General features: G+C 70.7%; 19 protein-coding genes. 12 read left to right on the forward strand and 7 right to left on the reverse strand.

Features of this window, described 5'->3' with window-relative positions; translation table 11 throughout:
* Positions 1 to 43: 43 nt before the first annotated feature.
* Together J2N69_RS27575 and J2N69_RS27580 are read right to left on the reverse strand one after the other, a co-directional pair.
* On the reverse strand, positions 44 to 964 hold the full coding sequence (locus J2N69_RS27575) for a glutamate ABC transporter substrate-binding protein (protein ID WP_127910727.1): 921 nt from the start codon (positions 962 to 964) through the stop codon (positions 44 to 46).
* 65 nt (positions 965 to 1,029) lie between these two features.
* Positions 1,030 to 1,809: an amino acid ABC transporter ATP-binding protein gene (locus tag J2N69_RS27580; RefSeq protein WP_127910726.1), complete on the reverse strand. Its 780-nt coding sequence runs from the start codon at positions 1,807 to 1,809 to the stop codon at positions 1,030 to 1,032.
* Positions 1,810 to 2,089: 280 nt separating this feature from the next.
* Here J2N69_RS27580 and J2N69_RS27585 point away from each other — a divergent pair, with 280 nt between their 5' ends.
* Both J2N69_RS27585 and J2N69_RS27590 read left to right on the forward strand, forming a co-directional pair.
* Entirely contained in the window at positions 2,090 to 2,779 is a 690-nt protein-coding gene (locus tag J2N69_RS27585; RefSeq protein WP_230903100.1) for a response regulator transcription factor, read from the forward strand.
* 15 nt (positions 2,780 to 2,794) lie between these two features.
* A complete protein-coding gene (locus J2N69_RS27590; protein WP_230903101.1) occupies positions 2,795 to 4,210 on the forward strand; it encodes a sensor histidine kinase in 1,416 nt (471 codons plus the stop codon).
* Between the two features lie 31 nt (positions 4,211 to 4,241).
* On the opposite strand, the gene J2N69_RS27595 is transcribed toward J2N69_RS27590, so the two are convergent.
* Positions 4,242 to 5,237, reverse strand: coding sequence for a TAXI family TRAP transporter solute-binding subunit (locus tag J2N69_RS27595; protein WP_230903102.1), 996 nt, complete (start codon positions 5,235 to 5,237; stop codon positions 4,242 to 4,244).
* Positions 5,238 to 5,376: 139 nt separating this feature from the next.
* Between J2N69_RS27595 and miaB the strand changes: the two genes are divergently transcribed.
* On the forward strand, positions 5,377 to 6,867 hold the full coding sequence (gene miaB / locus J2N69_RS27600; protein ID WP_230903103.1) for a tRNA (N6-isopentenyl adenosine(37)-C2)-methylthiotransferase MiaB: 1,491 nt from the start codon (positions 5,377 to 5,379) through the stop codon (positions 6,865 to 6,867).
* 115 nt (positions 6,868 to 6,982) lie between these two features.
* A complete protein-coding gene (locus J2N69_RS27605; RefSeq protein ID WP_230903104.1) occupies positions 6,983 to 7,726 on the forward strand; it encodes a class III extradiol dioxygenase subunit B-like domain-containing protein in 744 nt (247 codons plus the stop codon).
* Positions 7,727 to 7,843: 117 nt separating this feature from the next.
* Here J2N69_RS27605 and J2N69_RS27610 read toward each other — a convergent pair whose 3' ends face one another.
* Positions 7,844 to 8,131 carry an antitoxin gene (locus tag J2N69_RS27610; protein WP_230903105.1) on the reverse strand — a complete coding sequence of 96 codons (288 nt, stop codon included), beginning with the start codon at positions 8,129 to 8,131 and terminating at the stop codon, positions 7,844 to 7,846.
* A 31-nt stretch (positions 8,132 to 8,162) separates the two neighbouring features.
* The gene (locus J2N69_RS27615; RefSeq protein ID WP_230903106.1) at positions 8,163 to 8,453 is read right to left on the reverse strand and encodes a hypothetical protein; all 291 of its coding nucleotides are present in this window, start codon (positions 8,451 to 8,453) and stop codon (positions 8,163 to 8,165) included.
* A 182-nt stretch (positions 8,454 to 8,635) separates the two neighbouring features.
* Here J2N69_RS27615 and miaA point away from each other — a divergent pair, with 182 nt between their 5' ends.
* The 6 genes from miaA (at position 8,636) to hflX (ending at position 16,744) form a co-directional block, all read left to right on the forward strand.
* Complete coding sequence (gene miaA, locus J2N69_RS27620; RefSeq protein ID WP_127910721.1) at positions 8,636 to 9,574, forward strand: tRNA (adenosine(37)-N6)-dimethylallyltransferase MiaA; 939 nt, start codon at positions 8,636 to 8,638, stop codon at positions 9,572 to 9,574.
* 107 nt (positions 9,575 to 9,681) lie between these two features.
* Positions 9,682 to 10,143, forward strand: a complete 462-nt coding sequence (locus J2N69_RS27625) for a hypothetical protein (RefSeq protein WP_127910738.1) — start codon at positions 9,682 to 9,684, stop codon at positions 10,141 to 10,143.
* A gap of 64 nt (positions 10,144 to 10,207) precedes the next feature.
* Complete coding sequence (dapF, locus tag J2N69_RS27630) at positions 10,208 to 11,086, forward strand: diaminopimelate epimerase (RefSeq protein ID WP_230903107.1); 879 nt, start codon at positions 10,208 to 10,210, stop codon at positions 11,084 to 11,086.
* 142 nt (positions 11,087 to 11,228) lie between these two features.
* Positions 11,229 to 13,379: a RelA/SpoT family protein gene (locus J2N69_RS27635; RefSeq protein WP_230903108.1), complete on the forward strand. Its 2,151-nt coding sequence runs from the start codon at positions 11,229 to 11,231 to the stop codon at positions 13,377 to 13,379.
* A 120-nt stretch (positions 13,380 to 13,499) separates the two neighbouring features.
* Entirely contained in the window at positions 13,500 to 14,999 is a 1,500-nt protein-coding gene (locus J2N69_RS27640) for a M1 family metallopeptidase (protein ID WP_230903109.1), read from the forward strand.
* Between the two features lie 254 nt (positions 15,000 to 15,253).
* Positions 15,254 to 16,744 (forward strand): GTPase HflX, encoded by a 1,491-nt coding sequence (gene hflX / locus J2N69_RS27645; RefSeq protein WP_230903110.1) that lies wholly within the window; start codon positions 15,254 to 15,256, stop codon positions 16,742 to 16,744.
* Between the two features lie 187 nt (positions 16,745 to 16,931).
* Here the strand turns inward: hflX and J2N69_RS27650 are convergent, their stop codons facing one another.
* Together J2N69_RS27650 and J2N69_RS27655 are read right to left on the reverse strand one after the other, a co-directional pair.
* Entirely contained in the window at positions 16,932 to 18,152 is a 1,221-nt protein-coding gene (locus tag J2N69_RS27650) for a trypsin-like serine peptidase (RefSeq protein ID WP_230903111.1), read from the reverse strand.
* A gap of 260 nt (positions 18,153 to 18,412) precedes the next feature.
* Positions 18,413 to 19,657, reverse strand: a complete 1,245-nt coding sequence (locus J2N69_RS27655) for a trypsin-like serine peptidase (RefSeq protein WP_230903112.1) — start codon at positions 19,655 to 19,657, stop codon at positions 18,413 to 18,415.
* 725 nt (positions 19,658 to 20,382) lie between these two features.
* On the opposite strand from J2N69_RS27655, the gene J2N69_RS27660 reads away from it, so the two are divergent.
* Complete coding sequence (locus J2N69_RS27660; RefSeq protein ID WP_230903113.1) at positions 20,383 to 21,867, forward strand: diaminobutyrate--2-oxoglutarate transaminase family protein; 1,485 nt, start codon at positions 20,383 to 20,385, stop codon at positions 21,865 to 21,867.
* Positions 21,868 to 21,965: 98 nt separating this feature from the next.
* Positions 21,966 to 24,185, forward strand: coding sequence for an IucA/IucC family protein (locus tag J2N69_RS27665; RefSeq protein ID WP_408056815.1), 2,220 nt, complete (start codon positions 21,966 to 21,968; stop codon positions 24,183 to 24,185).
* Positions 24,186 to 24,192 lie beyond the last annotated feature (7 nt).

Here is a 24,192-nt window from a genome sequence, read left to right on the forward strand (position 1 = left end):
CCCGTACGGACGTCTCGGCCGTACGAAGCGGGGCGCGGGGGTCCTACTTGGGGTCGGTGAAGGCCGGCGGGTCCTTGTACTCGGAGCCGGACTTGCCGATGGTGGCGTCGAACGCCTTCTTGTAGTCGCCGTTCTCCTGGTGCGCCTTGATGGCGTCCGCGATGGCCTTCTGCAGCGCCTTGTCGCCCTTCTTGAGGCCGACACCGTAGGGCTCGTCGGAGAAGGGCTTGCCGACGACCTTCAGCTTCTTCGGGTTCTGCGCCGCGTAACCCATCAGGATGGCGTCGTCCGTGGTGACGGCGTCGACCTGGTTGTTGAGCATCTGCGCCACGCACTCGGAGTACTTGGACAGCTCGGTCACCTTGGCGCCGTACTTCGGCTTCTTGATGTTCTGCAGCGGCGTGGAGCCGACGATGGAGCAGACCTTCTTGCCGCGGACCGTCTCCGGGCCCTTGATGTCCTTCTCGTCCTTGCGGACCAGCAGGGAGGCACCGGCCTGGTAGTACGGCCCGACGAAGTCGATCTGCTTCTTGCGCTCGTCGTTGATCGTGTACGTGCCGATCATGAAGTCGACGTCGCCCTTGGAGACCGTGGTCTCACGCGCGCCGGAGTCGACCGTCTTCCACTCGATCTGCTTGGGCGAGAAGCCGAGGTCGGCCGCGATCATCTTGGCGATCTCGATGTCGAACCCGGAGTACTCCTTGGTCGACTGGTCCTGGAAGCCGAGGTAGGGCTGGTCGGCCTTGGCGCCGATGACCAGCTTGCCGCGCTTCTTGGCGTCCTTGAAGACGGCCGAGTCGACCGAGACGTCCTTCTTGACCGTGTAGCTGAGGGCCTTGGTGCCCTTGGTGTCCGGGCCTTCCGGCTTGTCGCCGGCCGAACCCTCCTTGCCGCCGCAGGCGGTGGCGGTCAGCGCGAGCGCGGCGATGGCCGCCGCGGTGGCGGCGGACTTGCGGAGCTTCATGGTGAACATCCTCTTGTTTCGACAGGAGTTGAGACGGCGCGGAAGCCTCAGTGCTTGCGGAAGCCTCAGTGCTTAAGGATCTTCGACAGGAAGTCCTTGGCCCGGTCACTGCGCGGGTTGCTGAAGAACTGGTCCGGCGTGGCCTCCTCGACGATCCGGCCGTCCGCCATGAAGACGACACGGTTCGCCGCCGACCGGGCGAAGCCCATCTCGTGGGTGACGACGACCATCGTCATTCCGTCCCGGGCGAGCTGCTGCATCACCTCGAGGACCTCGTTGATCATCTCCGGGTCGAGCGCCGACGTGGGCTCGTCGAAGAGCATCACCTTGGGGTCCATCGCCAACGCGCGGGCGATCGCGACGCGTTGCTGCTGGCCGCCGGAGAGCTGCGCGGGGTACTTGTCGGCCTGCGAGGCGACGCCCACGCGGTCCAGCAGACCGCGCGCCTTCGCCTCCGCCTCCGCCTTGCCGATCTTGCGCACCTTGGTCTGGCCCAGCGTCACGTTCTCGAGCACGGTCTTGTGCGCGAAAAGGTTGAAGGACTGGAAGACCATGCCCACGTCCGCACGGAGGCGGGCGAGTTCCTTGCCCTCCTGGGGCAGCGGTTTGCCGTCGATCGAGATGGCTCCCGAGTCGATCGTCTCCAGGCGGTTGATGGCACGGCACAGGGTCGACTTGCCGGACCCGGAGGGGCCGATCACCACGACGACCTCGCCACGGGCGATGGTCAGGTCGATGTCCTGGAGGACGTGCAGAGCGCCGAAGTGCTTGTTGACGTTCTTCAGCACGACCAGGTCGTCCGCCCCGGGCGGTATGGCGTCCTTGGTCACCGATACTTCGGTCACGGCTTGTTGCTCCATCCTCCTCGGTTGGGAGGACAGTAATAACCCAGTGCGACCAGCGTCATTACATCTGAGGGGAAATTGAGCATAACGATCCGGCCGCAACCGGACACACCGTGTGAAGAGGGTCCACGATGTCCGTACCGGCTGGATAACGGAACGTGTCCGTGACCCGAACCCTCTTGACGCGGTCCTTATGCATCGGCGTGGATGCCTTGGTGCGCGTGCGCGACGCGTGCCTACCGGACACAACGGAATGACGGATGAACTGGAGGGGGCCCGTATGAGACTGCTTCTTGTCGAGGACGACGATCATGTGGCCGCCGCCCTCTCCGCGATCCTGTCCCGGCACGGCTTCGACGTCGTGCACGCCCGCAACGGCGAAGAGGCTCTCCAGGCCCTGCTGCCCGCCGAAGCGCCCCCCTTCGGAGTGGTCCTGCTCGACCTCGGCCTGCCCGACCAGGACGGCTACGAGGTCTGCGGCAAGATCCGCAAGCGCGGCTCGATCCCGGTGATCATGGTGACGGCCCGCGCCGACGTACGCTCCCGGATACACGGCCTGAACCTCGGAGCCGACGACTACGTAGTGAAGCCGTACGACACCGGGGAACTGATCGCGCGCATCCACGCGGTCATCCGGCGCCCCGCGACGGGCGGCGCGACGGCCCCCGGCGACACCGAGCTGCGGCTGGGTGCCGTCCACATCGAACTGCCCACCCGGCAGGTCAGTGTGGAGGGTTCGGTCGTCCAACTGACCCGCAAGGAGTTCGACTTGCTCGCCCTCCTCGCCCAGCGCCCCGGAGTGGTGTTCCGCCGCGAACAGATCATCAGCGAAGTCTGGCGCACCAGTTGGGAAGGGACCGGGCGCACTCTGGAAGTCCACGTGGCCTCCCTGCGCTCCAAGCTGCACATGCCCGCCCTGATCGAGACGGTGCGCGGCGTCGGCTACCGCCTCGTCGCCCCGGCCACGTAACAAGAGCGAGGACCGGTGCGCTCTCGCCTCCTCCCGCTGCTGATCGTCCTCATGGCGGGCGTGCTGCTCGCGCTCGGGTTCCCGCTGGCCGTCAGTGTCGCGGCGGCGCAGCAGCAGAAGGTGGTCGTCGACCGGATCGACGACACGGCGCGGTTCGCCTCCCTCGCGCAGTTCGTCACCGAACGGCCCACGGGCTCCCGGGTGAAGAGCGGCACGGACGAGCGCCGTGAGACGCTGCAGAAGGAGCTCGACGACTACTACGACGTCTACGGCATCAGAGCGGGCGTCTTCTACCGCGACGACGGCCCCATGGCGCACGCCCCGGCCTCCTGGTACCTGCCCCCGAAGGGCGATGTCCGCGGAGCCTTCCAGGAAGCCCTGCGCTCCCGCGGCAGCCACGACCCCGAGCAGGTCTGGCCGTGGCAGCGGGGCCGCCTCGCCGTCGCGTCCCCGGTGATCAGGGACGGGGACGTGATCGCCGTGGTCGTCACCGACTCGCCGACGGGACGCATGCGTTCGAAGACGCTCCAGGGCTGGCTGCTCATCGCCGCCGGCGAATCGGCGGCCATGCTCCTGGCGGTGGGAGCGGCCCTGCGCCTCACCGGCTGGGTGCTGCGCCCGGTACGGGTCCTGGACGCCACCACCCACGACATAGCGACCGGACGCCTCAAGTCACGCGTCGCGGCCGCGGGCGGGCCGCCGGAACTTCGACGCCTGGCCCGGTCGTTCAACGAGATGGCCGACCACGTCGAGGACGTGCTGGAGCAGCAGCGCGCCTTCGTCGCCGACGCCTCGCACCAACTGCGCAACCCGCTTTCCGCCCTGCTGCTCCGCATCGAGCTGCTCGCCCTCGAACTGCCCGAGGGCAATCAGGAGATCGACGCCGTCCGCACCGAGGGCAAGCGCCTGGCCCAGGTCCTCGACGACCTGCTCGGCCTGGCGCTCGCCGAGCACGCCGCCGCCGACCTGAGCCTCACGGACATCGGCGAACTGGCGGCCGAGCGGGTCGCCTCCTGGCGGCCGCTCGCCGACGAGCGGGGCGTACGGCTGACGGGCGACTGCCCGGCGACCACCGGCTGGGCCGACCCGGTCGCCCTCTCCAGCGCGCTGGACGCGGTGATCGACAACGCCCTGAAGTTCACCCCCGAGGGAGGGCCGGTCCACGTGACGGTCTCCTCCAGCAACGGCACGACGACCGTCGTGGTCACCGACGGCGGTCCCGGCCTCACCGACGACGAGCTGGCGCGCATCGGCGACCGCTTCTGGCGCAGCAACCGCCACCAGAACGTGAAGGGCTCCGGCCTCGGCCTGTCCATCTCGCGGGCCCTGCTCACGGCCGGCGGCGGCTCCATCGCGTACGCGCGGAACGAACCGCACGGACTGAAGGTGACCGTCAGCGTCCCCCGCGGAGAGCCGTCAGCGGCCCTCTGAGGGCCCTCTCAGCGCCTCCCGGCGGCCTCACTCACGGTTTGACCGAGCGGTAGTACCGGCGCGCCCCGTCGTGCAGCGGGAGCGGATCGGTGAACAGGGCGGTCCGCAGATCGACCAACTGGGCCGCGTGCACCTCGTCGCCGATGTGGTCGCGGCTGTCGATGACGGTGCGGGTCAGCCCGGCGGTCAGGTCGGCATCGGCCCGGTCGGTCGTGACCAGGAGGTTCGCCACCGCCAGGGTGGGTATGGCCGAGCCCTGCTGAGCGAGGGGATAGGCGTCCGCGGGCATCGTCGCGGCCCGGTAGTAGCGCGAGGCGCCGCCCTGCTTGTGCAGCTTCTCGACGAGGTAGCCGAGCTTCACGAGGCGGATGTCCATGTCCTTGGAGAGCGTGCGCACAGAGGTGGTCGGCAGCCCGCCCGACCAGAAGAAGGCATCGATGGAGCGGCTCTTCAGCAGGTCCGGCATGGTGTCGATGCCGGCCGACACCGGCTCGATGTCCGTGTCCGGGTCGAGACCCGCGGCGTCGAGCACCCTGTCCGCTATCAGCCGCACGCCCGAGTGCTCCTGCCCGACCGCGACCCGCTTGTCCCGCAGGTCCTCCACGGAGTGGATGTCGGAGCCCCGGGGCACCACGAGCTGGACGTAGTCGTCGTAGAGGCGGGCGCAGCCCCGCAGGCGGTCCGCACCGGGAGCGCCCTCGAGGCGGTACTTCTCCACGGCGTCGGCGGCCGCGATGGTGAAGTCGGCCTTCCCGGTGGCCACCCACGCGACGTTCTGCGGCGACCCCTGGCTGTTGCGGAGGTCCACCTCCACCTTCGGCATGTCCTCGGAGATCGCCGTCCGCAGCAGCTTGCCGTACCGCTCGTACACGCCGTTCCGCACGCCCGTACTGAACTCCAGCCGGTCGCTCGGAGTGTCCTCGCCCACGGGGAGCAGCCACCACAACAGCAGCCCGAGCACCACGAGCGCCGCCGCGGAGCCCTGGAGGGCGCGGCGCCTGCCGATGCGGGGGAGGACCTGGAGCATGCACGCGATCCTGCCAGCCCGCTCACCGTGATGACCAGGGGTGAGGTCACACCGCACCGCCCTGAGGGCCGTCTCCGGAGTGCCCGGCTCACGCTCCGTGGGCACGCGCGCGTGGCGACCCCGTACTCTGGGGGGCGAGATGAGCGCGAAGACTTACGAGGTGCGCACCTACGGGTGCCAGATGAACGTCCATGACTCCGAGCGGCTCTCCGGGCTGCTGGAGGACGCCGGCTACGGACGTGCGCCCGAAGGAGCCGACGGCGACGCCGACGTCGTCGTCTTCAACACGTGCGCCGTGCGCGAGAACGCCGACAACCGTCTGTACGGCAATCTCGGCCGCCTGGCCCCGATGAAGACCAAGCGTCCCGGGATGCAGATCGCCGTCGGCGGCTGCCTCGCCCAGAAGGACCGCGACACCATCGTCAAGAAGGCGCCCTGGGTCGACGTCGTCTTCGGCACGCACAACATCGGCAAGCTGCCGGTCCTCCTGGAGCGCGCCCGCGTCCAGGAAGAGGCGCAGGTCGAGATCGCCGAGTCGCTCGAAGCCTTCCCGTCGACGCTGCCGACCCGCCGCGAGAGCGCGTACGCCGCGTGGGTCTCCATCTCCGTCGGCTGCAACAACACCTGCACCTTCTGCATCGTCCCCGCCCTGCGCGGCAAGGAGAAGGACCGCAGGACCGGCGACATCCTGGCGGAGATCGAGGCGCTCGTCGGCGAGGGCGTCTCCGAGATCACCCTCCTCGGGCAGAACGTGAACGCGTACGGCTCCGACATCGGCGACCGCGAGGCCTTCAGCAAGCTGCTGCGCGCCTGCGGGAAGATCGAGGGCCTGGAGCGCGTCCGCTTCACCTCCCCGCACCCGCGCGACTTCACCGACGACGTCATCGCCGCCATGGCCGAGACGCCGAACGTGATGCCGCAGCTCCACATGCCGCTGCAGTCCGGCTCGGACCCGATCCTCAAGGCGATGCGCCGCTCGTACCGGCAGGACCGTTTCCTGGGGATCATCGAGAAGGTCCGCGCCGCCATGCCGGACGCGGCGATCTCCACCGACATCATCGTGGGCTTCCCCGGCGAGACCGAGGAGGACTTCGAGCAGACGATGCACGTGGTCCGCGAGGCCCGCTTCGCCAACGCGTTCACCTTTCAGTACTCCAAGCGCCCCGGGACCCCGGCCGCGACCATGGAGGACCAGATCCCCAAGGAGGTCGTCCAGTCGCGCTACGAGCGCCTGGTGGCCCTCCAGGAGGAGATCTCCTGGGAGGAGAACAAGAAGCAGGTCGGCCGCACGCTGGAGCTGATGGTCGCCGAGGGCGAGGGCCGCAAGGACGGCGCCACGCACCGCCTCTCCGGCCGCGCCCCCGACAACCGCCTGGTGCACTTCACCAAGCCGGACACCGAGGTGCGCCCCGGTGACGTCGTGACGGTCGAGATCACCTACGCCGCCCCGCACCACCTGCTCGCCGAGGGCGCCGTGCTGAACGTGCGTCCCACGCGCGCGGGCGACGCGTGGGAGAAGCGCAACACCGAGGCGGCCGCGAAGCCCGCGGGCGTCATGCTGGGCCTGCCGAAGATCGGCGCCCCCGCCCCGCTGCCGGTGGCGACGGGCAGCGGCTGCGGCTGCGACTGACCTGAGGTCAGGGGCTGTCGGCGGCCCCTGGGCCGCCGATGGCGCCGGCCGCCCGGTAACCCACCGGGGGCGCTGACTCGCGACCGCTCCCAGCAGGAGCGTTACGCTGCGGATCATGCTTGTCGCCGCCGCCGTGTGCCCGTGTCCGCCGCTGCTCGTCCCCGAAGTCGCCGCGGGCGCCGCTCCCGAACTCGACGCCGCGCGCGCGGCGTGCACGGACGCCATCGGAGTCCTCGCCGCCGCCAGGCCCGACCGGCTCGTGGTGGTGGGCCCCGCGGGCCCCGGCGGGTCCGGGCCGCATCCGCAGGGAGCGCGCGGGTCCTTCCGGGGCTTCGGGGTGGATCTCGACGTACGGCTCGGTCGCGTGCCGGACGCGGCCGACGCCGACAGCAGCGCCGACGCCGGAGGCGCCGAGCGTGAGCTTCCGCCGTCGCTCGCCGTGGCCGCCTGGCTGCTCGCACGCATGCGCTGGTCGGCCGCCCCCGTGGAAGGTCTGGGCGTGGGCGAATCATGTTCCGTCGAGCGGTGTATCCGACTCGGAGGGGACATCGCGGCGCCGACGGACCGCGTGGCCCTGCTGGTGATGGGCGACGCCAGCGCGTGCCGCACGCTGAAGGCGCCGGGATACCTCGACGAGCGGGCGGCAGGCTTCGACGCGGAGGTCGGGCGGGCCCTCGGCGCGGCCGACGTGGCGGCGCTGAAGGCGCTGGACGCGCAACTCGCGCACGAACTGAAGGCGGCGGGCCGTGCCCCCTGGCAGGTGCTCGCCGGGGCGGCCGACGGCGCGGCGCTGAGCGGCGAGCTGCTCTACGAGGACGCGCCGTACGGCGTCGGCTATCTGGTGGCCGCCTGGTCCTGACGGCCGGCGGGTCTGATCGGCTCGTATCGCAGCACCCCGAGCGGCCGACCCAAGATCGCCCTGGGACACGGCGACGGCCGTGAAGCGTGGTGCTTCACGGCCGTCCGCCGATGCGGGTCAGGGAACCGGAGGGGACGTCGGAGGTGTCGACGGCGGCGGAGTGGCGCTGCCGCCGTCGTCCCTGCCCTTGCCCTGGTCCTGTGCGGCCAAGCGGTCGACGGCGTGCTTGGCCTTGCCCGTGCCCGCGTGGATCTTGTCGCTGTACTTGCCCTTGGTCCTCTCGTCGACCACCTTCGCGGCCTTCTCCAGCCCGTGGTCGATCTTGTCCCCGTGCTGCTGCGCGAGGTGCGAGACCTTGTCCTTGGCAGGGGCGAGCTTTGCTTTCATGCGGTCCAGGAAGCCCATGGGTTCACCTTCCCTCGCTGGGGACCGGACGTTACTTTCGGGCGCCCTCACCGGCCTCGGTGTCGGCCGCCTTCTCGGCGGACTGCTGCTTCGGGATGTCCACACCCTCCGCGGCCGCCTCGGGGGCCTCTGCGGGCTTCTCCTCGGCGGCACTCCCCGCGTCCGTGTCGGCCTCGGCAACGGGCGCCTCGGCCGGGGCGGGAGAGTCCTCGGCGGTCGCCTCGGCCTTCTCCGGCTCGGCCGTCACCGCGGCGGCGGCCGTCTCGGTCGTCGTCTCTTCGCTGTCCTTGGCCTTCCGGCGGAACCTTGCAAAAACGCCCATATCTACTCCATACGTTACTCGTGTGGGCGAAATCCCGCGCCGCCCGGTGCGGCACATTGCGTCGCCCGGGTCGTCGGTCCTCGAAACCGGCGGCCGGAACCTCGCAACAGGCAACGACCTGGAAGCCGTGCCGTCACGTAGCTCGTTCGGGAAGCGCTCCCGGGGTTTGCGAGACTGGGGCGGTGAGTAGTGCAGCTCCCGCCCCGCGGGTCATCGCCGTCGTCGGTCCCACCGCAGCCGGAAAGTCCGATCTGGGCGTTTTCCTCGCCCAGCGGCTCGGCGGCGAAGTCGTCAACGCCGACTCCATGCAGCTCTACCGAGGGATGGACATCGGCACCGCCAAGCTGACGCCCGAGGAGCGCGACGGAGTCCCCCACCACCTCCTGGACATCTGGGACGTCACGGAAGCGGCCAGCGTCGCCGAGTACCAGAAGCTGGCCCGCGCGCACATCGACCGCCTCCTCGCCGCAGGGCGCTGGCCGATCCTGGTCGGCGGCTCCGGGCTGTACGTCAGGGGGGCCGTCGACCACCTGGAGTTCCCCGGCACCGACCCGGCCGTGCGGGCCCGCCTGGAGGAGGAGCTGGCCCTGAGCGGCCCAGGAGCCCTGCACGCCCGGCTCGCCGCCGCCGACCCCGGGGCCGCCCAGGCGATCCTGCCGAGCAACGGCCGCCGGATCGTCCGCGCCCTGGAGGTCATCGAGATCACCGGCAAGCCCTTCACCGCCAACCTCCCGCGCCACGAGTCCGTGTACGACACCGTCCAGATCGGTGTGGACGTGGCCCGCCCCGAACTCGACGAACGCATCGCCACGCGCGTGGACCGCATGTGGGACGCGGGCCTGGTCGACGAGGTACGCGCGCTGGAGGCACGGGGGCTGCGCGAAGGGCTCACGGCGTCGCGGGCGCTCGGCTACCAGCAGGTGCTCGCCGCACTCGCGGGAGAGTGCACCGAGGAGGAGGCGCGCGCCGAGACCGTGCGCGCCACCAAACGCTTCGCGCGCCGTCAGGACTCGTGGTTCCGGCGCGATCCGCGGGTGCACTGGCTCAGCGGAGCCGCGGCCGATCGCGGGGAACTTCCGGCACGCGCACTGGCGTTGGTCGAACGACCGGTCACAGCCTGATCACGTGATGGCATCGGGACGCTCCGGCGGTCATCCGGGCCCCTGACGCCGTGCCATCATCGACCGACGATCGACCGGTGAAGTCCGAAGTGGGAGGGCGCGTGGCGATGGAGGCCGGCCCTCGAGACACCGCGCATGACGGCGGAGAGCAGCTGAGTCCCGACGGACCCGACGAGGTGCCCGGAGGCGTGACGGACGACGGCCCCGGCGCGGACGAGATGTCCGCGGAGGCCGAGGTCGAGGTCGAGCTGCGCCCGCAGCGGCGCCTGCGCATCTGGCAGCTCGCGCCCATCGTGATCCTCGCCGCGGTCGGCTCCCTGATGTTCGCCTTCCCGCTCGCCTTCGAGTTCGGCGACGGCGGCGCGGTGGTCGCCATGCTCGGCCTGCTGATCAGCTGCTGTGCGGCCGGCTGGGGCATGATGGCCGCCCGCCGGGTCGGGCACACCTGGCCCGGGCTCCCCGAGCGCGGCTCCGGACGCCGTCCGGACTGGCGGGTCGTCTCCGCGTACGCCCTGCTGTTCCTCGGCGCCGCTGTCCTCGCGGTGTGGCGAGTGGCCCGGCTCCGCTGAGGCCCCACCCGGGCCGCGGGCACCGTGCCGACCGAGTGTCGTATCCACCCCGTACGATCGAGGAATGAGCACGCGGATCGCCTTCCTCAAGGGGCACGGGACCGAGAACGACTTCGTGATCATCCCGGACCCGGACAACGCCATCGAGCTGCCACCGGCCGCCGTCGCCGCCCTGTGCGACCGCCGGGCGGGCATCGGTGGTGACGGCCTCCTGCACGTCGTGCGCTCCGCCGCCCACCTCGAGGCCCGTCATCTCGCCGACCGGGCCGAGTGGTTCATGGACTACCGCAACGGCGACGGATCGATCGCCGAGATGTGCGGCAATGGAGTCCGCGTCTTCGCCCGTTACCTCCAGCACGCCGGACACATCGACGCGGGCGACCTGGCGGTGGCCACTCGCGGCGGCGTGAAGACCGTGCACATCGCCAAGACGGAATCAGGCGGCGAGATCACCGTGGGCATGGGCAAGGCGCGCCTCTCCGGAGACGACGTCACGGTCTCGGTCGACGGCCACGCGTGGCCCGCGGTCAACGTGAACATGGGCAACCCCCACGCGGTCGCCTTCGTGGACGACCTCTCCGACGCCGGCCATCTCCACGCCCCGCCGCTCTACAGCCCCGCGACCGCCTACCCGGACGGGGTCAACGTCGAGTTCGTCGTCGACCGCGGCCCGCGGCACGTCGCCATGCGTGTGCACGAGCGCGGCGCGGGAGAGACCCGCTCCTGCGGCACCGGCACCTGTGCCGTGGCCGTGGCCGCCGCCCGCAGGGACGGCGTGGACCCCACCGCCACCGGCACCCCGGTCACGTACACCGTCGACGTGCTCGGCGGGCGCCTCGTGATCACCGAGCGGCCCGACGGCGAGATCGAGATGACCGGCCCCGCCGTCATCGTCGCCGAAGGCGAGTTCACGTCCGAATGGCTCGAAACGGCGAGCGCATGAACTGTCGCTCGAATGGGTGATCCGTTTCACGCTCGGCGAGAGGCGGTCAGTGCCACGTGATGGGCTCGGTAGCATCAAGCACCGGCCCGGACGGAGTACGCGACCGTCCGTCCACCGCCGGTCGAAGCAGCCGGAGGTGCCCATGAGTGCGGAGGCAACGAACCCTGCCACGCCCGTCCCCCTGACGGCCGGGGTACAGCGCAGGCGCGGCCGCGCCCGTCTTGACCTGCGCAGGCTAGGCAGGGCCGCCCTGATGGGACCCGCCACCCGCGACCGCCTCCCCGACGCGATCGGGCACGTGGCGGAGGCACACCGGGCCCACTATCCGGACGCCGACCTGGAGCCGCTGCGCCGGGCCTACGTCCTGGCGGAGTCCTCGCACCGGGGTCAGACGCGCAAGAGCGGCGAACCGTACATCACGCACCCCCTCGCCGTGACCCTGATCCTCGCGCAGCTCGGCGCCGAGATCACCACGCTCACCGCGTCCCTGCTCCACGACACCGTCGAGGACACGGACGTGACCCTCGACCAGGTGCGGGCCGAGTTCGGCGACGACGTCTGCTACCTCGTCGACGGCGTCACCAAGCTCGAAAAGGTCGACTACGGAGCGGCGGCCGAGCCGGAGACCTTCCGCAAGATGCTCGTCGCCACCGGCAACGACGTACGCGTCATGTCGATCAAGCTCGCCGACCGGCTGCACAACATGCGCACCCTCGGCGTCATGCGCCCCGAGAAACAGGCCCGCATCGCCAAGGTGACCCGGGACGTCCTCATCCCGCTCGCCGAGCGGCTGGGCGTACAGGCGCTCAAGACGGAGCTGGAGGACCTGGTCTTCGCGATCCTCCACCCGAAGGAGTACGCCGAGGTCAAGGCCCTCATCGACGCCAACGCCGCAAGCGAGGGGGATCCGCTCGGGGACATCGCGGGCGAGGTGCGCGGCGTGCTCCGGGAAGCGGGCATCGCCGCCGAGGTCCTCATCAGGCCGCGGCACTTCCTCTCCGTCCACCGCGTCCACCGCAAACGCGGCGAGCTGCGCGCCTCGGACTACGGCCGCCTCCTCGTGCTCGTCAACGAAGACGCCGACTGCTACGGAGTCCTCGGCGAACTGCACACCTGCTTCACGCCGGTCGTCTCGGAGTTCAAGGACTTCATCGCCGTACCGAAGTTCAACCTCTACCAGTCGCTGCACACGGCTGTGGCCCGCCCCGACGGCCAGGTCGCCGAGGTCCTCATCCGCACGCACCAGATGCACCAGGTGGCCGAGGCGGGCGTCGTCGCGCTGCGCAATCCCTACGCTCCTCCTTCGGAGGAGCCTTCCGACCGGGCCGAGGACGAGCGCGTGGACCCGACCAGGCCCGGCTGGCTCTCCCGGCTCCTCGACTGGCAGCAGGCCGCACCCGACCCGGACACGTTCTGGTCGACGCTTCGCGAAGACCTCGCCCAGGACCGCGAGATCGCCGTCTTCCGCCCCGACGGCGGCACGCTCGGTCTGCCCGCCGGCGCCAGCTGCGTGGACGCCGCCTACGCCCAGTACGGCGAGGACGCGCACGCCTGCATCGGCGCGCGCGTCAACGGCCGTCTGGCGACCCTCAGCACCGTTCTGCGGGACGGCGACACCGTGCAGTTGCTCATGGGGCAGGACGCCACCTCCGGGCCGTCGAGCGAGTGGCTCGACCACGCCCGCACGCCCGCGGCGCGGATCGCGATCCGACGCTGGCTCGCCACGCACCCGGCGCCCGTGGCACCCGCCCCGGCGCCGTCCCGCACGCGGCCGGCCCAGCAGAGGCAGGCGACCGCCACACCCCGCCCCGAGAGCCCCGACGTCCCGCGCCCGGCCGCCGCGAGCGCCGTGGTGGACCGCGAAGGCGCGACCGTACGCCTCGCGGGCTGCTGTACACCGGTGCCGCCCGACGCCGTCACCGCCTTCGCCGTGCGCGGCGGCGTCGTGACCGTCCACCGCGTCGGCTGCCCCGCGGTGGAGCGCATGAAGGAAGTGGGGCGCGCGGAGGTCGGCGTGCGCTGGGGGGACACCGCGGAGTGCCGGGTGACCCTCACCGCCGAATCGTTCGGCCGTGCCCACCTGCTCGCCGACCTCACCGAAGCGATCGCCCTGGAGGGCGTCGCCATCATCTCCGCCACCGTGGAACCGCCCACCCAGCAGCGCGTCCGCCACACGTACACCCTGCAACTGCCGGACGCCGCGCACTTGCCGGCGCTGATGCGGGCCATGCGCGCCGTGCCGGGCGTGTACGACGTGAGCCGCGCCCAGCACCCGGCCGCCGCCGTCCACTGACACGACACCGGGCCCCGGGGCCGCCGACTCGGCTCATCGCCCGAGGGCACGGCGACCCGTTCGAGTGGCCGGAACGCGCGGCGTCACACCGTGCCGGGCCCGCGCTGGTAGCCGTAGGACATGCTGCTCACCCCTCGGACCACGGCCGCGCGGCCGAAGGCCCTCCGCACCCCCCGTATCGCCGCGGCACTGATCGCGGCGACCGCGTCCGCCGCCCTCGTCGCGGCGAGCGCACCGTCCCCGGCCGCCCCGCTCGGCATCGGCGACCCGCTCTTCCCGCACCTGGGCAACCCCGGGTACGACGTGGACTCGTACGACATCGCCTTCACCTATCGCGGCGACAACCGCAAGCCGCTGGACGCCGTCACCAAGATCGACGCCCGGGTCACGGCGCCCCTGGAGCGCGTGAACCTCGACTTCACGCACAGCAAGGTCCGATCCGCCGAGGTCAACGGCGAGAAGGCCCGCTTCGACAGCACCGGCGAGGACCTGGTGCTCACGCCGTCCGCACCGCTCGGGCCCGGCGAGCGGCTGCGGATCACCATCCGGCACACCAGTGACCCCGTCTCCACCGAGGACGCCCAGAGCGGCTGGGTGCGCACGGGCGACGGGCTCGCCATGGCGAACCAGGCGGACGCCGCCCACTTGGTCTTCCCGTGCAACGACCATCCGGCGGACAAGGCGGCGTTCACGTTCCGCGTGACGACCCCAAAGGGGCTCACCGCCGTGGCGAACGGCCTGTCGGTCGCCACGGCCCGCGACGCCGACGGGACCACCACCTGGGCGTACCGCACCCACCACCCCATGGCGACCGAGCTGGCACAGGTGTCGATCGGGCGTTCCACCGTGGTCCACCGCGAGGGCCCGCACGGCCTTCCCGTACGCGATGTGGTGCCCACCAAGGACCGCAAGCTCCTGGAGCGCTGGCTGAAGAAGACGCCCGGCCAGCTCGACTGGATGGAGAAGAAGGTCGGGCGCTACCCCTTCGAGACCTACGGCGTCCTGGTCGCCGACGCGCGCACCGGCTTCGAACTGGAGACACAGACGCTCTCTCTCTTCGAGAGAGATATCTTCACCCGCCCCGAGTACCCGGAGTGGTACGTCGACGCGATCATGGTGCACGAACTGGCCCACCAGTGGTTCGGCGACAGCGTGACCCCGCGGACCTGGTCGGACGTCTGGCTCAACGAAGGACACGCCACCTGGTACGAGGCCCTCTACGCCGAGGAGAAGTCGAAGCGGCCCCTGGAGGACCGGATGAAGACGGCCTACCGCCGTTCGGACGGCTGGCGCGCGGCCGGCGGGCCGCCCGCCAGGCCCAAGACGCCCGCGCCCGGGCAGAAGATCAGCCTCTTCCGACCCGTCGTCTACGACGGCAGCGCCCTGGTTCTCTACGCACTGCGCCAGGAGATCGGACGCCGCGCCTTCGAACACCTTGAGCGGCAGTGGGTGCACATCCACCGCGACGGCAACGCCACCACGGCCGACTTCGTGCGGCTCGCCTCCGAGGTCGCAGGCCGTGACCTGGGAGGATTCTTCGACGCCTGGCTGTACGGGGAGAAGACGCCGCCCATGCCGGGGCACCCGGACTGGCGTACCGGAGCGCCGGAAGGGAAGTAAGTACCCGGCGACGCTTTCCGGCCGGGAAAACACAGGTGACGAGACGGCCCGTGCCGTGCAACCATCGTCAGGTCGACGGCACGGCTGGTCCGGCCTCAGGGGCTTCCCCTCGGGGACATCTCAGGGTCGGCCGAGGCCGCGCCCGGGAATCTCCGGGCCGGCTCGGGCGTTGTCGACTGTGACGGGTGACGCATCCGTCGGCGACGGATCAGGAATCCGTCCGTATTCCATCGACGTATCGACGTAAGGATCCAATGACCTCCTCTTCTTCCCCTTCCCAGGACGCACAGAGCTTCGCGCAGAACTACCCCGAAGGTCTTCGGGCCGATGCCCTGATGGAAGAGGACGTCGCCTGGAGCCACGAGATCGACGGAGAGCGGGACGGCGACCAGCTCGAACGCTCCGAGCGTGCGGCTCTGCGCCGCGTCGCCGGACTCTCCACCGAGCTCGAGGACGTCACCGAAGTCGAGTACCGCCAGCTCCGCCTGGAGCGTGTGGTCCTCGTCGGCGTGTGGACCTCCGGGACCGTGGATGATGCGGAGAACTCCCTCGCCGAGCTGGCGGCTCTCGCGGAGACCGCGGGCGCGCTCGTGCTCGACGGCGTCATCCAGCGCCGCGACAAGCCGGACCCGGCGACGTACATCGGCTCCGGCAAGGCTCTTGAGCTGCGGGACATCGTGCTCGAGACGGGCGCCGACACCGTCGTCTGCGACGGTGAGCTGAGCCCCGGCCAGCTGATCCACCTCGAAGACGTGGTGAAGGTTAAGGTGGTCGACAGGACCGCCCTGATCCTCGACATCTTCGCCCAGCACGCCAAGTCCCGAGAGGGCAAGGCGCAGGTCGCCCTGGCGCAGATGCAGTACATGCTGCCGAGGCTCCGCGGCTGGGGTCAGTCGCTCTCCCGTCAGATGGGTGGCGGCGGCGGTGGCGGCATGGCCACCCGTGGTCCCGGTGAGACCAAGATCGAGACGGACCGGCGACGGATTCGCGAGAAGATGGCGAAGATGCGCCGTGAGATCGCGGAGATGAAGACGGGCCGCGACCTCAAGCGACAGGAGCGCCGGCGCAACAAGGTGCCTTCGGTCGCCATCGCCGGATACACGAACGCGGGCAAGTCCTCGCTCCTCAACCGCCTCACGGGCGCGGGCGTCCTGGTGGAGAACGCGCTGTTCGCCACCCTCGACCCGACCGTGCGCCGGGCCGAGACGCCGACCGGCCGGGTCTACACCCTGGCCGACACCGTCGGGTTCGTACGGCACCTGCCGCACCACCTCGTCGAGGCGTTCCGCTCCACGATGGAGGAGGTCGCCGACTCCGACCTCATCCTGCATGTGGTGGACGGTTCGCACCCGGTGCCGGAGGAGCAGCTGGCCGCCGTGCGCGAGGTGTTCCGCGATGTGGGCGCCACCGATGTGCCCGAGGTCGTGGTGATCAACAAGGCGGACGCGGCGGACCCGCTCGTCCTCCAGCGACTGATGCGGAACGAGAAGCACGCGATCGCGGTCTCGGCGCGCACCGGCGCCGGTATCGCGGAACTCCTCGCGCTGATCGACAGCGAGCTGCCGCGGCCCGAGGTCGAGATCGAGGCCCTCGTCCCGTACACCCACGGCCAGCTGATCTCGCGTGCGCACGCCGAGGGCGAGGTGCTCTCCGAGGAGCACACCGCCGAGGGCACCCTGCTCAAGGCGCGGGTGCACGAGGAACTCGCCGCGGAACTCGGGCCGTACGTACCGGTCACTCGCTGACGGCAGCCGGACCGAGCACGGTTCTGACCCGGTCGGCAAACGGCGAAGGCCCGAGGCCTGCCCCCTCTCGCAGGGGCGGGCCTCGGGCCTTCGCCGTGTTCAGGCGAGGTCAGGCGATGGTGGGTGCCCCGAGGCCGCCGGGGGGGCGCGACCTGCGGGGTGACCAGAGGGGTGATCCGCGGGGCTGCTACTGCGAGCCGTACTTCTTGCTCATCATGTCGTAGACCTGCTCGGCGCCCCTGCCCAGCTGCGGTCCCGCCAGCCAGGTGTTCTCGGCCGGACCGATGGAGGTGTTCGACACGAGCTTGGTCTTGCCGCCCACCGCACGGAACCAGCCGCCACCGGACGAGCCGCCGGTCATGGTGCAGCCGATGCGGTACATCGTCGGCAGGCTCGGTGACAGCGAGAGACGGCCCGGCTTGTCCACGCACTTGTGCATGATCAGTCCGTTGTACGGGGGAGCGGCCGGGTAGCCCCAGGCGCCCATCGAGCTGACGGTCTGCGTGGCCGGGGCCGAGAAGTCGACGTCGAGCGCGTTGCCCACGGTCTCCTCAAGGGACTTGCCGCCCTGCTCCGGCTTCACGTGCATCACGGCGTAGTCGTGCGTCGCACCTGCGCCGCCCGTCGGGCCGCCCTCGTTGATCCACTCGTTGGAGGTCGAGACCCAGTCCGCCCAGTACTGGCCGTAGGGGGCGACTTCCTGCGAAGTCGCGGTCCCCAGCTGGGCCTCGGACTTGCCGAGGTCGTTGTAGGAGGGCACGAACGCGATGTTGCGGTACCAGCCGCCCTCGGCGCCGGCGTGCACGCAGTGACCCGCGGTCCACACGAGGTTGGACTTGCCCGGGTTGCGGGGGTCCTTCACGACGGTGCCGGAGCAGACCATCGAGCCCTCGGGGGAGTCGAAGAAGATCTTGCCGACGGGTGCCGCGTTCTCGTGGTACGGCGTCTTCTCGGGCTTGGCCCGGACCGGCGTCGGGGCGGGGTCGGTCGCGCCCTGGTCGGCGCTTGCGTCCTTCGCGGCGATCGTCTTGTTCGGGTCCTTGGCCTTCTTCATCCTCTCGGGCTTCCAGAGCCCGGCGATGACCGGATTGACGAAGTCCTTGGACTCGCGCAGCCAGTCGTCCTTGTCCCAGTTCTTCCAGGCGCCGTTCTTCCACTTGTCCGGGTCGATGCCGTGCTTCTTGAGCTTGTCGGCAAGCTGACCGGGCAGCTCGGAGTTGCCTCCCTCGGAACCGGCGTCGGAGCCTCCGGATTCCTGGGAGGCGGCGGCGTCCGGCTTGTCACTCGCCTTGTCCTCGCTCGGGCCGCAGGCCGTGGCGGTGAGCGCCAGGGTCGCTGCGAGTCCGGTGGCGGCGAGTGCGGCGCGCTGTCCGCGGCTGCGCGCGAAGAGCGCACGAGTGGAACGCATGGTGCTGTTACCCCCGATAGAACGTGAATTGCGGTATTGCCATGTACGGATTGCCATGGACGAGTTGCCATGTACGTGTCATGCGTGGCCCCGGGGGAGTCCGGGGCATCCCGTGTTGACACAACACCCCACTATGCCTGTGAGATTGGGGACGAACAGCGGCGGGGTCGTGAAGGTTTCCGGCGACCCCGCCGCCGTACGGCATGTGGTGCGAGCGGCCTGACGTGCCCGAAGTCCGATCGGCCAAGGGGCCGACCGGCTTACTGCCCGGCGAACTTCTTGCTGACCGCGGTGTAGATGCCCTTGGCCTCCTTGCCCAGGCGCGGACCGGCCAGCCAGCCCGCCGTCACCGGACCGATGGAGGTGTTCGAGACCAGGGCGGGCTTGCCGTCCTGGCCCTGCGCCACCCAGCCACCGCCGGACGAGCCGCCGGTCATGGTGCAGCCGATGCGGTACATCGTCGGGTCGGGCTTGGTGAGCGAGAGCCGGCCCGGCTTGTCGGCGCACTGGAACAGCTTCTGGCCGTCGAAGGGCGGCGCCGCCGGGTAACCGGTGGCCGTCATGGTCTTGATCCGCGGAACCGCCGGGGCGTTGAAGTCCACCGGGAGCGCCGAACCGACGGTCTCCTCCAGCGACTTGCCCTCGCTGCCCTTCTCGGGCGCCACGTGAATCACCGCGAAGTCGTACGGCGCGCCCTTGCCGCCCGTCGGACCACCCTGCTCGATCCACTGGTCGGAGGTCTGCGCCCAGTCACCCCACCAGACGCCATACGGAGCGACCTCTTCCTTGGGAGCGTTCTTCAGCTCCTCGGCCGACTTGCCGCTGTCGTTGTACGAGGGGACGAAGACCATGTTGCGGTACCAGCCGCCCTGGGCGCCGGCGTGCACACAGTGGCCCGCGGTCCACACCATGTTGGACTTGCCCGGGTGGGCCGGGTCCTTGATGACGGTCGCGGAGCAGACCATCGAACCCTCGGGGCCGTCGAAGAAGAGCTTGCCCGACTCGGCTGCCTGGTCGTGATAGGGCGCCTTCACGGCGGCCGCCTCGACGGGCTCGGGGGTCGGGTCGGTGACGCCCTGGTCGCCGGAGATGTCACTGTCGTCGACGCTGCGGTCCGGGTTCTTGTCGGCGTCCCGCATCCGGTCGGGGTCCCACAGGTCCTCGATGATCGGGTTGACGAAGTCGCCGGCCTCGCGCAGCCAGTCGTCCTTGTCCCAGTTCTTCCAGGCGCCGTTCTTCCACTTGTCCAGGTCGATCCCGTGCTCCTTGAGCCGGTCCTGGAGGTCCGCGGGTATCTGGATCTTGTCGTCGCTGCCGCCGCCGCCCTCACTGTCACCGGGCTGCGCCGCGGACGAGTCGCCGCCGGCGTTGTCCTCGGAGGGGCCGCAAGCCGTGGCGGTCAGTACGAGCGCCGCGCCGAGCGCCACCGCGGCCGCCACGGGGGAGGTTCTGGTGCGAGCGCTCCTCCCACTGCGGGCGGTGCGGAGCGGACGTATGGGTCGCATCGTGAGATTCCCCCTGGGCCTCGAAAATCGTTCATGGTGCATCGTTCGTCGTGCGTCGTTTGCCGTGCGTCGTTCGACGTGCTGGGCGTCCGGGTACGGAGCACCCGCCGCACACCGGCGTGCATCCCCTGTGACCAGAGGGAGCGGCGCACCTGTCGCCGACGAACGGCCCCCCACACTATGCCGATGCCGTTGGGGACGGCCGACGGAAGGGCAACGGTTCCGTCACGGCAAGGATCTTCCGATGACCCGTGATCCCCGGGGTTCACCGTCGTTGGTACGTACGGGGGAGTCGCGGCCTGCGCTGATCTCCCCTGCCAACTCGCCCGCGCGCTCGGTCATATGGGGCTCACCCGGTATCCGGATTCACCCCTTTCCACGGCCGGCCGCGCTCGTCCACAGCGGGAGGACCAACAGTCGTGGCCGTGACCGAGCCAGCGCCCGCGGCGGTGTCCGCAGCATGTTCTGTAACGCAGTCTTTGGAGCCGGGAGGGCAGAGGGGGCAGGGAGGGTCGGGGGAGCCGGGAGGGCTAGGGAGGCCAGGAGGGTCGGTGGGTTCGCTGGAGTCGGGGGAGCTGGGCCAGCCGGGGGGGCTGGGTCAGCCGGGGGAGCTGGGTCAGCCCGGGGGCTCCGAAGATGCTGTGGAGCGTGTCCGGTCTGGGGGTTACTCGCCGCCTGCCGCGCAACCAGCTGCGCAATCAGCCGTACAGCCGGTCACGCATTCGGTGGGGCGGCCGGCAGCCCACTCCTCGCTGACGCAGCCCGCCTCCCAGGAGGGCATCCTGCGGCGGCAGGCGGCGCGCGAATCGGCGGCGCGTACCTACGCCAGGGCGCTGCCGATCGTGCCGGTGCGGGCGCGCGGCATGACCATCGAGGGGGCGGACGGGCGCCGCTACCTCGACTGCCTTTCGGGTGCTGGGACACTGGCCCTTGGCCACAACCATCCCGTGGTGCTCGAAGCCATCAGGAAGGTGCTCGACTCGGGGGCGCCGCTGCACATCCTTGACCTCGCCACACCGGTCAAGGACGCCTTCACCACCGAGCTGTTCAGCACGCTGCCGCGCGGCCTCGCCGAACGTGCGCGCATCCAGTTCTGCGGCCCCGCCGGAACGGACGCCGTGGAGGCCGCGCTGAAACTGGTCCGCGCGGCCACCGGACGCGACGGCATGCTGGCCTTCACCGGCGGCTACCACGGCATGACAGCCGGTGCGCTCGAAGTCTCCGGGGGCGCGCGGGACGTGCGGGTCGCGCGCCTCCCCTACCCACAGGACTACCGCTGTCCGTTCGGCCTCGGCGGTCCCCACAGTGCCGAACTCTCCGCCCGCTGGACCGAGAGCCTCCTCGACGACACGAAGTCGGGCGTCCCGGCCCCGGCGGGCATGATCGTCGAACCCGTTCAGGGCGAGGGCGGTGTCCTCCCGGCGCCCGACGCCTGGCTGCGGCGGATGCGTGACATCACCGAGGCGCGCGGCATCCCACTCATCGCGGACGAGGTCCAGACCGGCGTCGGGCGCACCGGCGCGTTCTGGGCCGTCGAGCACAGCGGTGTCGTACCGGACGTGATGGTGCTCTCCAAAGCGATCGGCGGCAGCCTGCCCCTCGCGGTGGTGATCTACCGGGACGACCTCGACGTCTGGCCCCCCGGCGCCCACGCGGGCACCTTCCGCGGCAACCAACTCGCCATGGCGGCGGGGGCGGCGACCCTCGCGTACGTCCGTGAGAACGGCCTCGCCGAACGCGCCGCCACGTTGGGCGCCCGCATGATCACCCAACTCCGCTCTCTGGCCGCGGCCCACCCCTGTATCGGCGAGGTCCGTGGCCGGGGCTTGATGATCGGCGTCGAACTCGTCGAGTCAGAGGAGTCGGGTGGGTCGGGCGGGCCGGGTGGGTCAGGCGAGCCGGTCGGGCCCGGCGCCTCTGCTGGGGCCTATGGGGAGGCTGAGGCAGCCGGGGCCGTCGAGAGCCCTGGGGCCTCTGGGGTCACTGACCATCTGCCGACCGCTACCCGCCCTCGCCCACCCGCATCCCAACTGGCCGCCGCCGTGCAGCGCGAGTGCTTGCGGCGCGGCCTCATCGTCGAACTCGGCGGCCGCCACTCCAGCGTTGTACGACTCCTCCCTCCACTGACGATCACCGACGAACAGGCGGCCGCGGTTCTCGACCGCCTCGCCGACGCGCTGACCACCGCGGCGCGGGCCCACCACGGATAGCCAGGACGGACCCCGGCCGCCCGCGGCGGCCACGAGGCGCCGGGTATGCACCGGACCCGTCGCCACACGGAGCCCGAACAACCCCCCAAGGAATCCTCTTGAACGCCACCCCCGCACCCGATGGCCGCCCCCCACTCGACACCCCAGGCACATGCGTCACGCAACCCCAGTCGATCGCGGAGCCCAGTACGGTCCCCCGGCAGAAAAGTGGCGGCCAAGCGGCCGAGCACTTGCACGGCACGGCCACTGACCTGCTGGAACACCCTGACCCGCACATTGCCGCGCAAGCGGCCGCCGTCGAGAACCTGCTGCGCTGCTGGGTCAGGGAGAACAACCTCCCGGCCCCGGAGCAGGGCGCCCTGCGCCTCCCTCTCCCCGCCAGCGGCACGGCCTTGCTCGTCCCCGTGCACTACTGGTCAGCCACCGGCTGGCACCGCTTCGGCCTCCCCTATCTGGAGGAAGGCCCCGCCGGCGCCCCTCCCGTCGACGCCGTGACCGTGGCCGCCCTCCTCGGCCGCGAAACGGCACGCCGCGATGCGGGGTCACCCACGGCTGCCCCGGCCACGAGTGACCCGGCCCCGAGTGACCCGGCCCCGAGTGACCCGGCCACGAGTGGCCCGGCCACGAGCGGCTCGGCAGAAGTCCGACACCGGGAAGGCGATGGGACCCCAGCAGAACCAGCGACCCCCGCAGAGACAGCAGCGAACCCTGCGGAACCGTCACCCCCGGTAGGCTCGACAACCCCGGCGCCTGCGGCGAACCGGCCAGGGCCACCGCACCCTTCTACTTCAGCCCCGCTCCCCGCAGCGCAGCCCTCCACAGCACAGCCCTCCGCAACTGCGACGCCCCCGGCCGGACCCGTGGACGGCGCCGACCTGGTCGGCCGGGTGGCCGACTCGGTTCGCCGCACCGCCCAGTTCATCGCCGACCGGCGTACCAGCCCGGCCGACGAGCCCGACCTTTTCCTCGCCGCCGAACAATCGCTGCTCCTCGGTCACCCCCTCCATCCGACCCCCAAGAGCCGCGAGGGCCTGTCCGACACCGAATCGCGCCTCTATTCACCGGAGTTGCGCGGCGCCTTCGCACTGCACTGGCTGGCGGCCGACCCCTCCGTACTCGCCGCGGACTCGGCCTGGACGGAACGTGGGCGTCCGCTGCCGGCCGAACAACTCGCCGCCCGCCTCGCGGGCCCGGAGCTCCCGTTGCCGGACGGCCGCGTCGCTCTGCCCGTCCACCCCTGGCAGATGCGCGAACTCCGGCACCGCCCCGCGGCGGCCGAACTCCTCGACGCCGGTCTCCTCCAGGACCTTGGCCCACACGGCGCCCCCTGGCACCCCACCTCCTCCGTACGCACCCTTTACCGCTCCGGTGCGCCCGCCATGCTCAAGCTTTCGCTCGGCGTACGCATCACCAACTCCCGTCGTGAGAACCTCCGCAAGGAACTCCGTCGCGGCGTCGAAGTCCACCGGCTGCTGCGCAGCGGCCTCGCCAAGCAGTGGCAGGCAGTCCACCCCTGCTTCGACATCGTCCGGGACCCCGCGTGGCTCGCCGTCAACGACCGTGATGGCGTACCCGTGGCCGGACTCGACGTCATGATCCGGCACAACCCCTTCAGCCCCGGGGACGACGCCACCTGCGTCGCGGGCCTCGTTTCGCCCAAGCCTTCAGCCGTGCCCGCCTGCCAGGAATACCGCCTGGTGCGCTCCCGGCTCGGCGAGACCGTGACCAGGCTGGCGGGGCGAACGGGCCGCTCCCGAGGTGCCGTCGCCACCGAGTGGTTCCTTCGCTACCTGGAGACCGTGGTTCGCCCGGTGTTGTGGCTGGACAGCGAGGCGGGCGTCGCCCTGGAAGCACACCAACAGAACACCATCCTCCTTCTCGATGCCGAGGGCTGGCCCGTCGGAGGCCGCTACCGCGACAACCAGGGCTACTACTTCCGGGAGTCCCGGCGTGCCGAACTCGACCGGCGGCTCCCAGGCATCGGCCGCCACAGCGACACCTTCGTTTCGGACGAGGTGACCGATGAGCGGTTCGCCTACTACCTCGGCATCAACAACGTCCTGGGTCTGATCGGGGCCTTCGGAGCCGAACGACTCGCGGACGAACGGCTGTTGCTCGCCGCCTTCCGACGTTTCCTCGGCGACATCGCATCCGGCCCTCGCGCACTGCGCACCTCGCTGCCCGCGACACTGCTCGACTCACCCGTGCTGCGGTGCAAGGCCAATCTGCTGACCCGGCTCCACGGACTCGACGAACTCGTCGGCCCGGTCGACACCCAATCCGTGTACGTCACCATCACCAACCCCCTTCACTCCTAAGGAACGT

The organism is Streptomyces huasconensis (assembly GCF_021028635.1).
Lineage (GTDB): Bacteria > Actinomycetota > Actinomycetes > Streptomycetales > Streptomycetaceae > Streptomyces > Streptomyces huasconensis.

Excerpts from the sequence above, each read along its gene's own strand:
- J2N69_RS27575 (WP_127910727.1), bottom strand. The coding sequence starts at position 964 with ATGAAGCTCCGCAAGTCCGCCGCCACCGCGGCGGCCATCGCCGCGCTC.
- J2N69_RS27585 (WP_230903100.1), top strand. The coding sequence starts at position 2,090 with ATGAGACTGCTTCTTGTCGAGGACGACGATCATGTGGCCGCCGCCCTC.
- J2N69_RS27595 (WP_230903102.1), bottom strand. The coding sequence starts at position 5,237 with ATGCTCCAGGTCCTCCCCCGCATCGGCAGGCGCCGCGCCCTCCAGGGC.
- miaB (WP_230903103.1), top strand. The coding sequence starts at position 5,377 with ATGAGCGCGAAGACTTACGAGGTGCGCACCTACGGGTGCCAGATGAAC.
- J2N69_RS27605 (WP_230903104.1), top strand. The coding sequence starts at position 6,983 with ATGCTTGTCGCCGCCGCCGTGTGCCCGTGTCCGCCGCTGCTCGTCCCC.
- J2N69_RS27610 (WP_230903105.1), bottom strand. The coding sequence starts at position 8,131 with ATGGGCTTCCTGGACCGCATGAAAGCAAAGCTCGCCCCTGCCAAGGAC.
- J2N69_RS27615 (WP_230903106.1), bottom strand. The coding sequence starts at position 8,453 with ATGGGCGTTTTTGCAAGGTTCCGCCGGAAGGCCAAGGACAGCGAAGAG.
- J2N69_RS27625 (WP_127910738.1), top strand. The coding sequence starts at position 9,682 with ATGGAGGCCGGCCCTCGAGACACCGCGCATGACGGCGGAGAGCAGCTG.
- dapF (WP_230903107.1), top strand. The coding sequence starts at position 10,208 with ATGAGCACGCGGATCGCCTTCCTCAAGGGGCACGGGACCGAGAACGAC.
- J2N69_RS27635 (WP_230903108.1), top strand. The coding sequence starts at position 11,229 with ATGAGTGCGGAGGCAACGAACCCTGCCACGCCCGTCCCCCTGACGGCC.
- J2N69_RS27640 (WP_230903109.1), top strand. The coding sequence starts at position 13,500 with ATGCTGCTCACCCCTCGGACCACGGCCGCGCGGCCGAAGGCCCTCCGC.
- hflX (WP_230903110.1), top strand. The coding sequence starts at position 15,254 with ATGACCTCCTCTTCTTCCCCTTCCCAGGACGCACAGAGCTTCGCGCAG.
- J2N69_RS27650 (WP_230903111.1), bottom strand. The coding sequence starts at position 18,152 with ATGCGTTCCACTCGTGCGCTCTTCGCGCGCAGCCGCGGACAGCGCGCC.
- J2N69_RS27655 (WP_230903112.1), bottom strand. The coding sequence starts at position 19,657 with ATGCGACCCATACGTCCGCTCCGCACCGCCCGCAGTGGGAGGAGCGCT.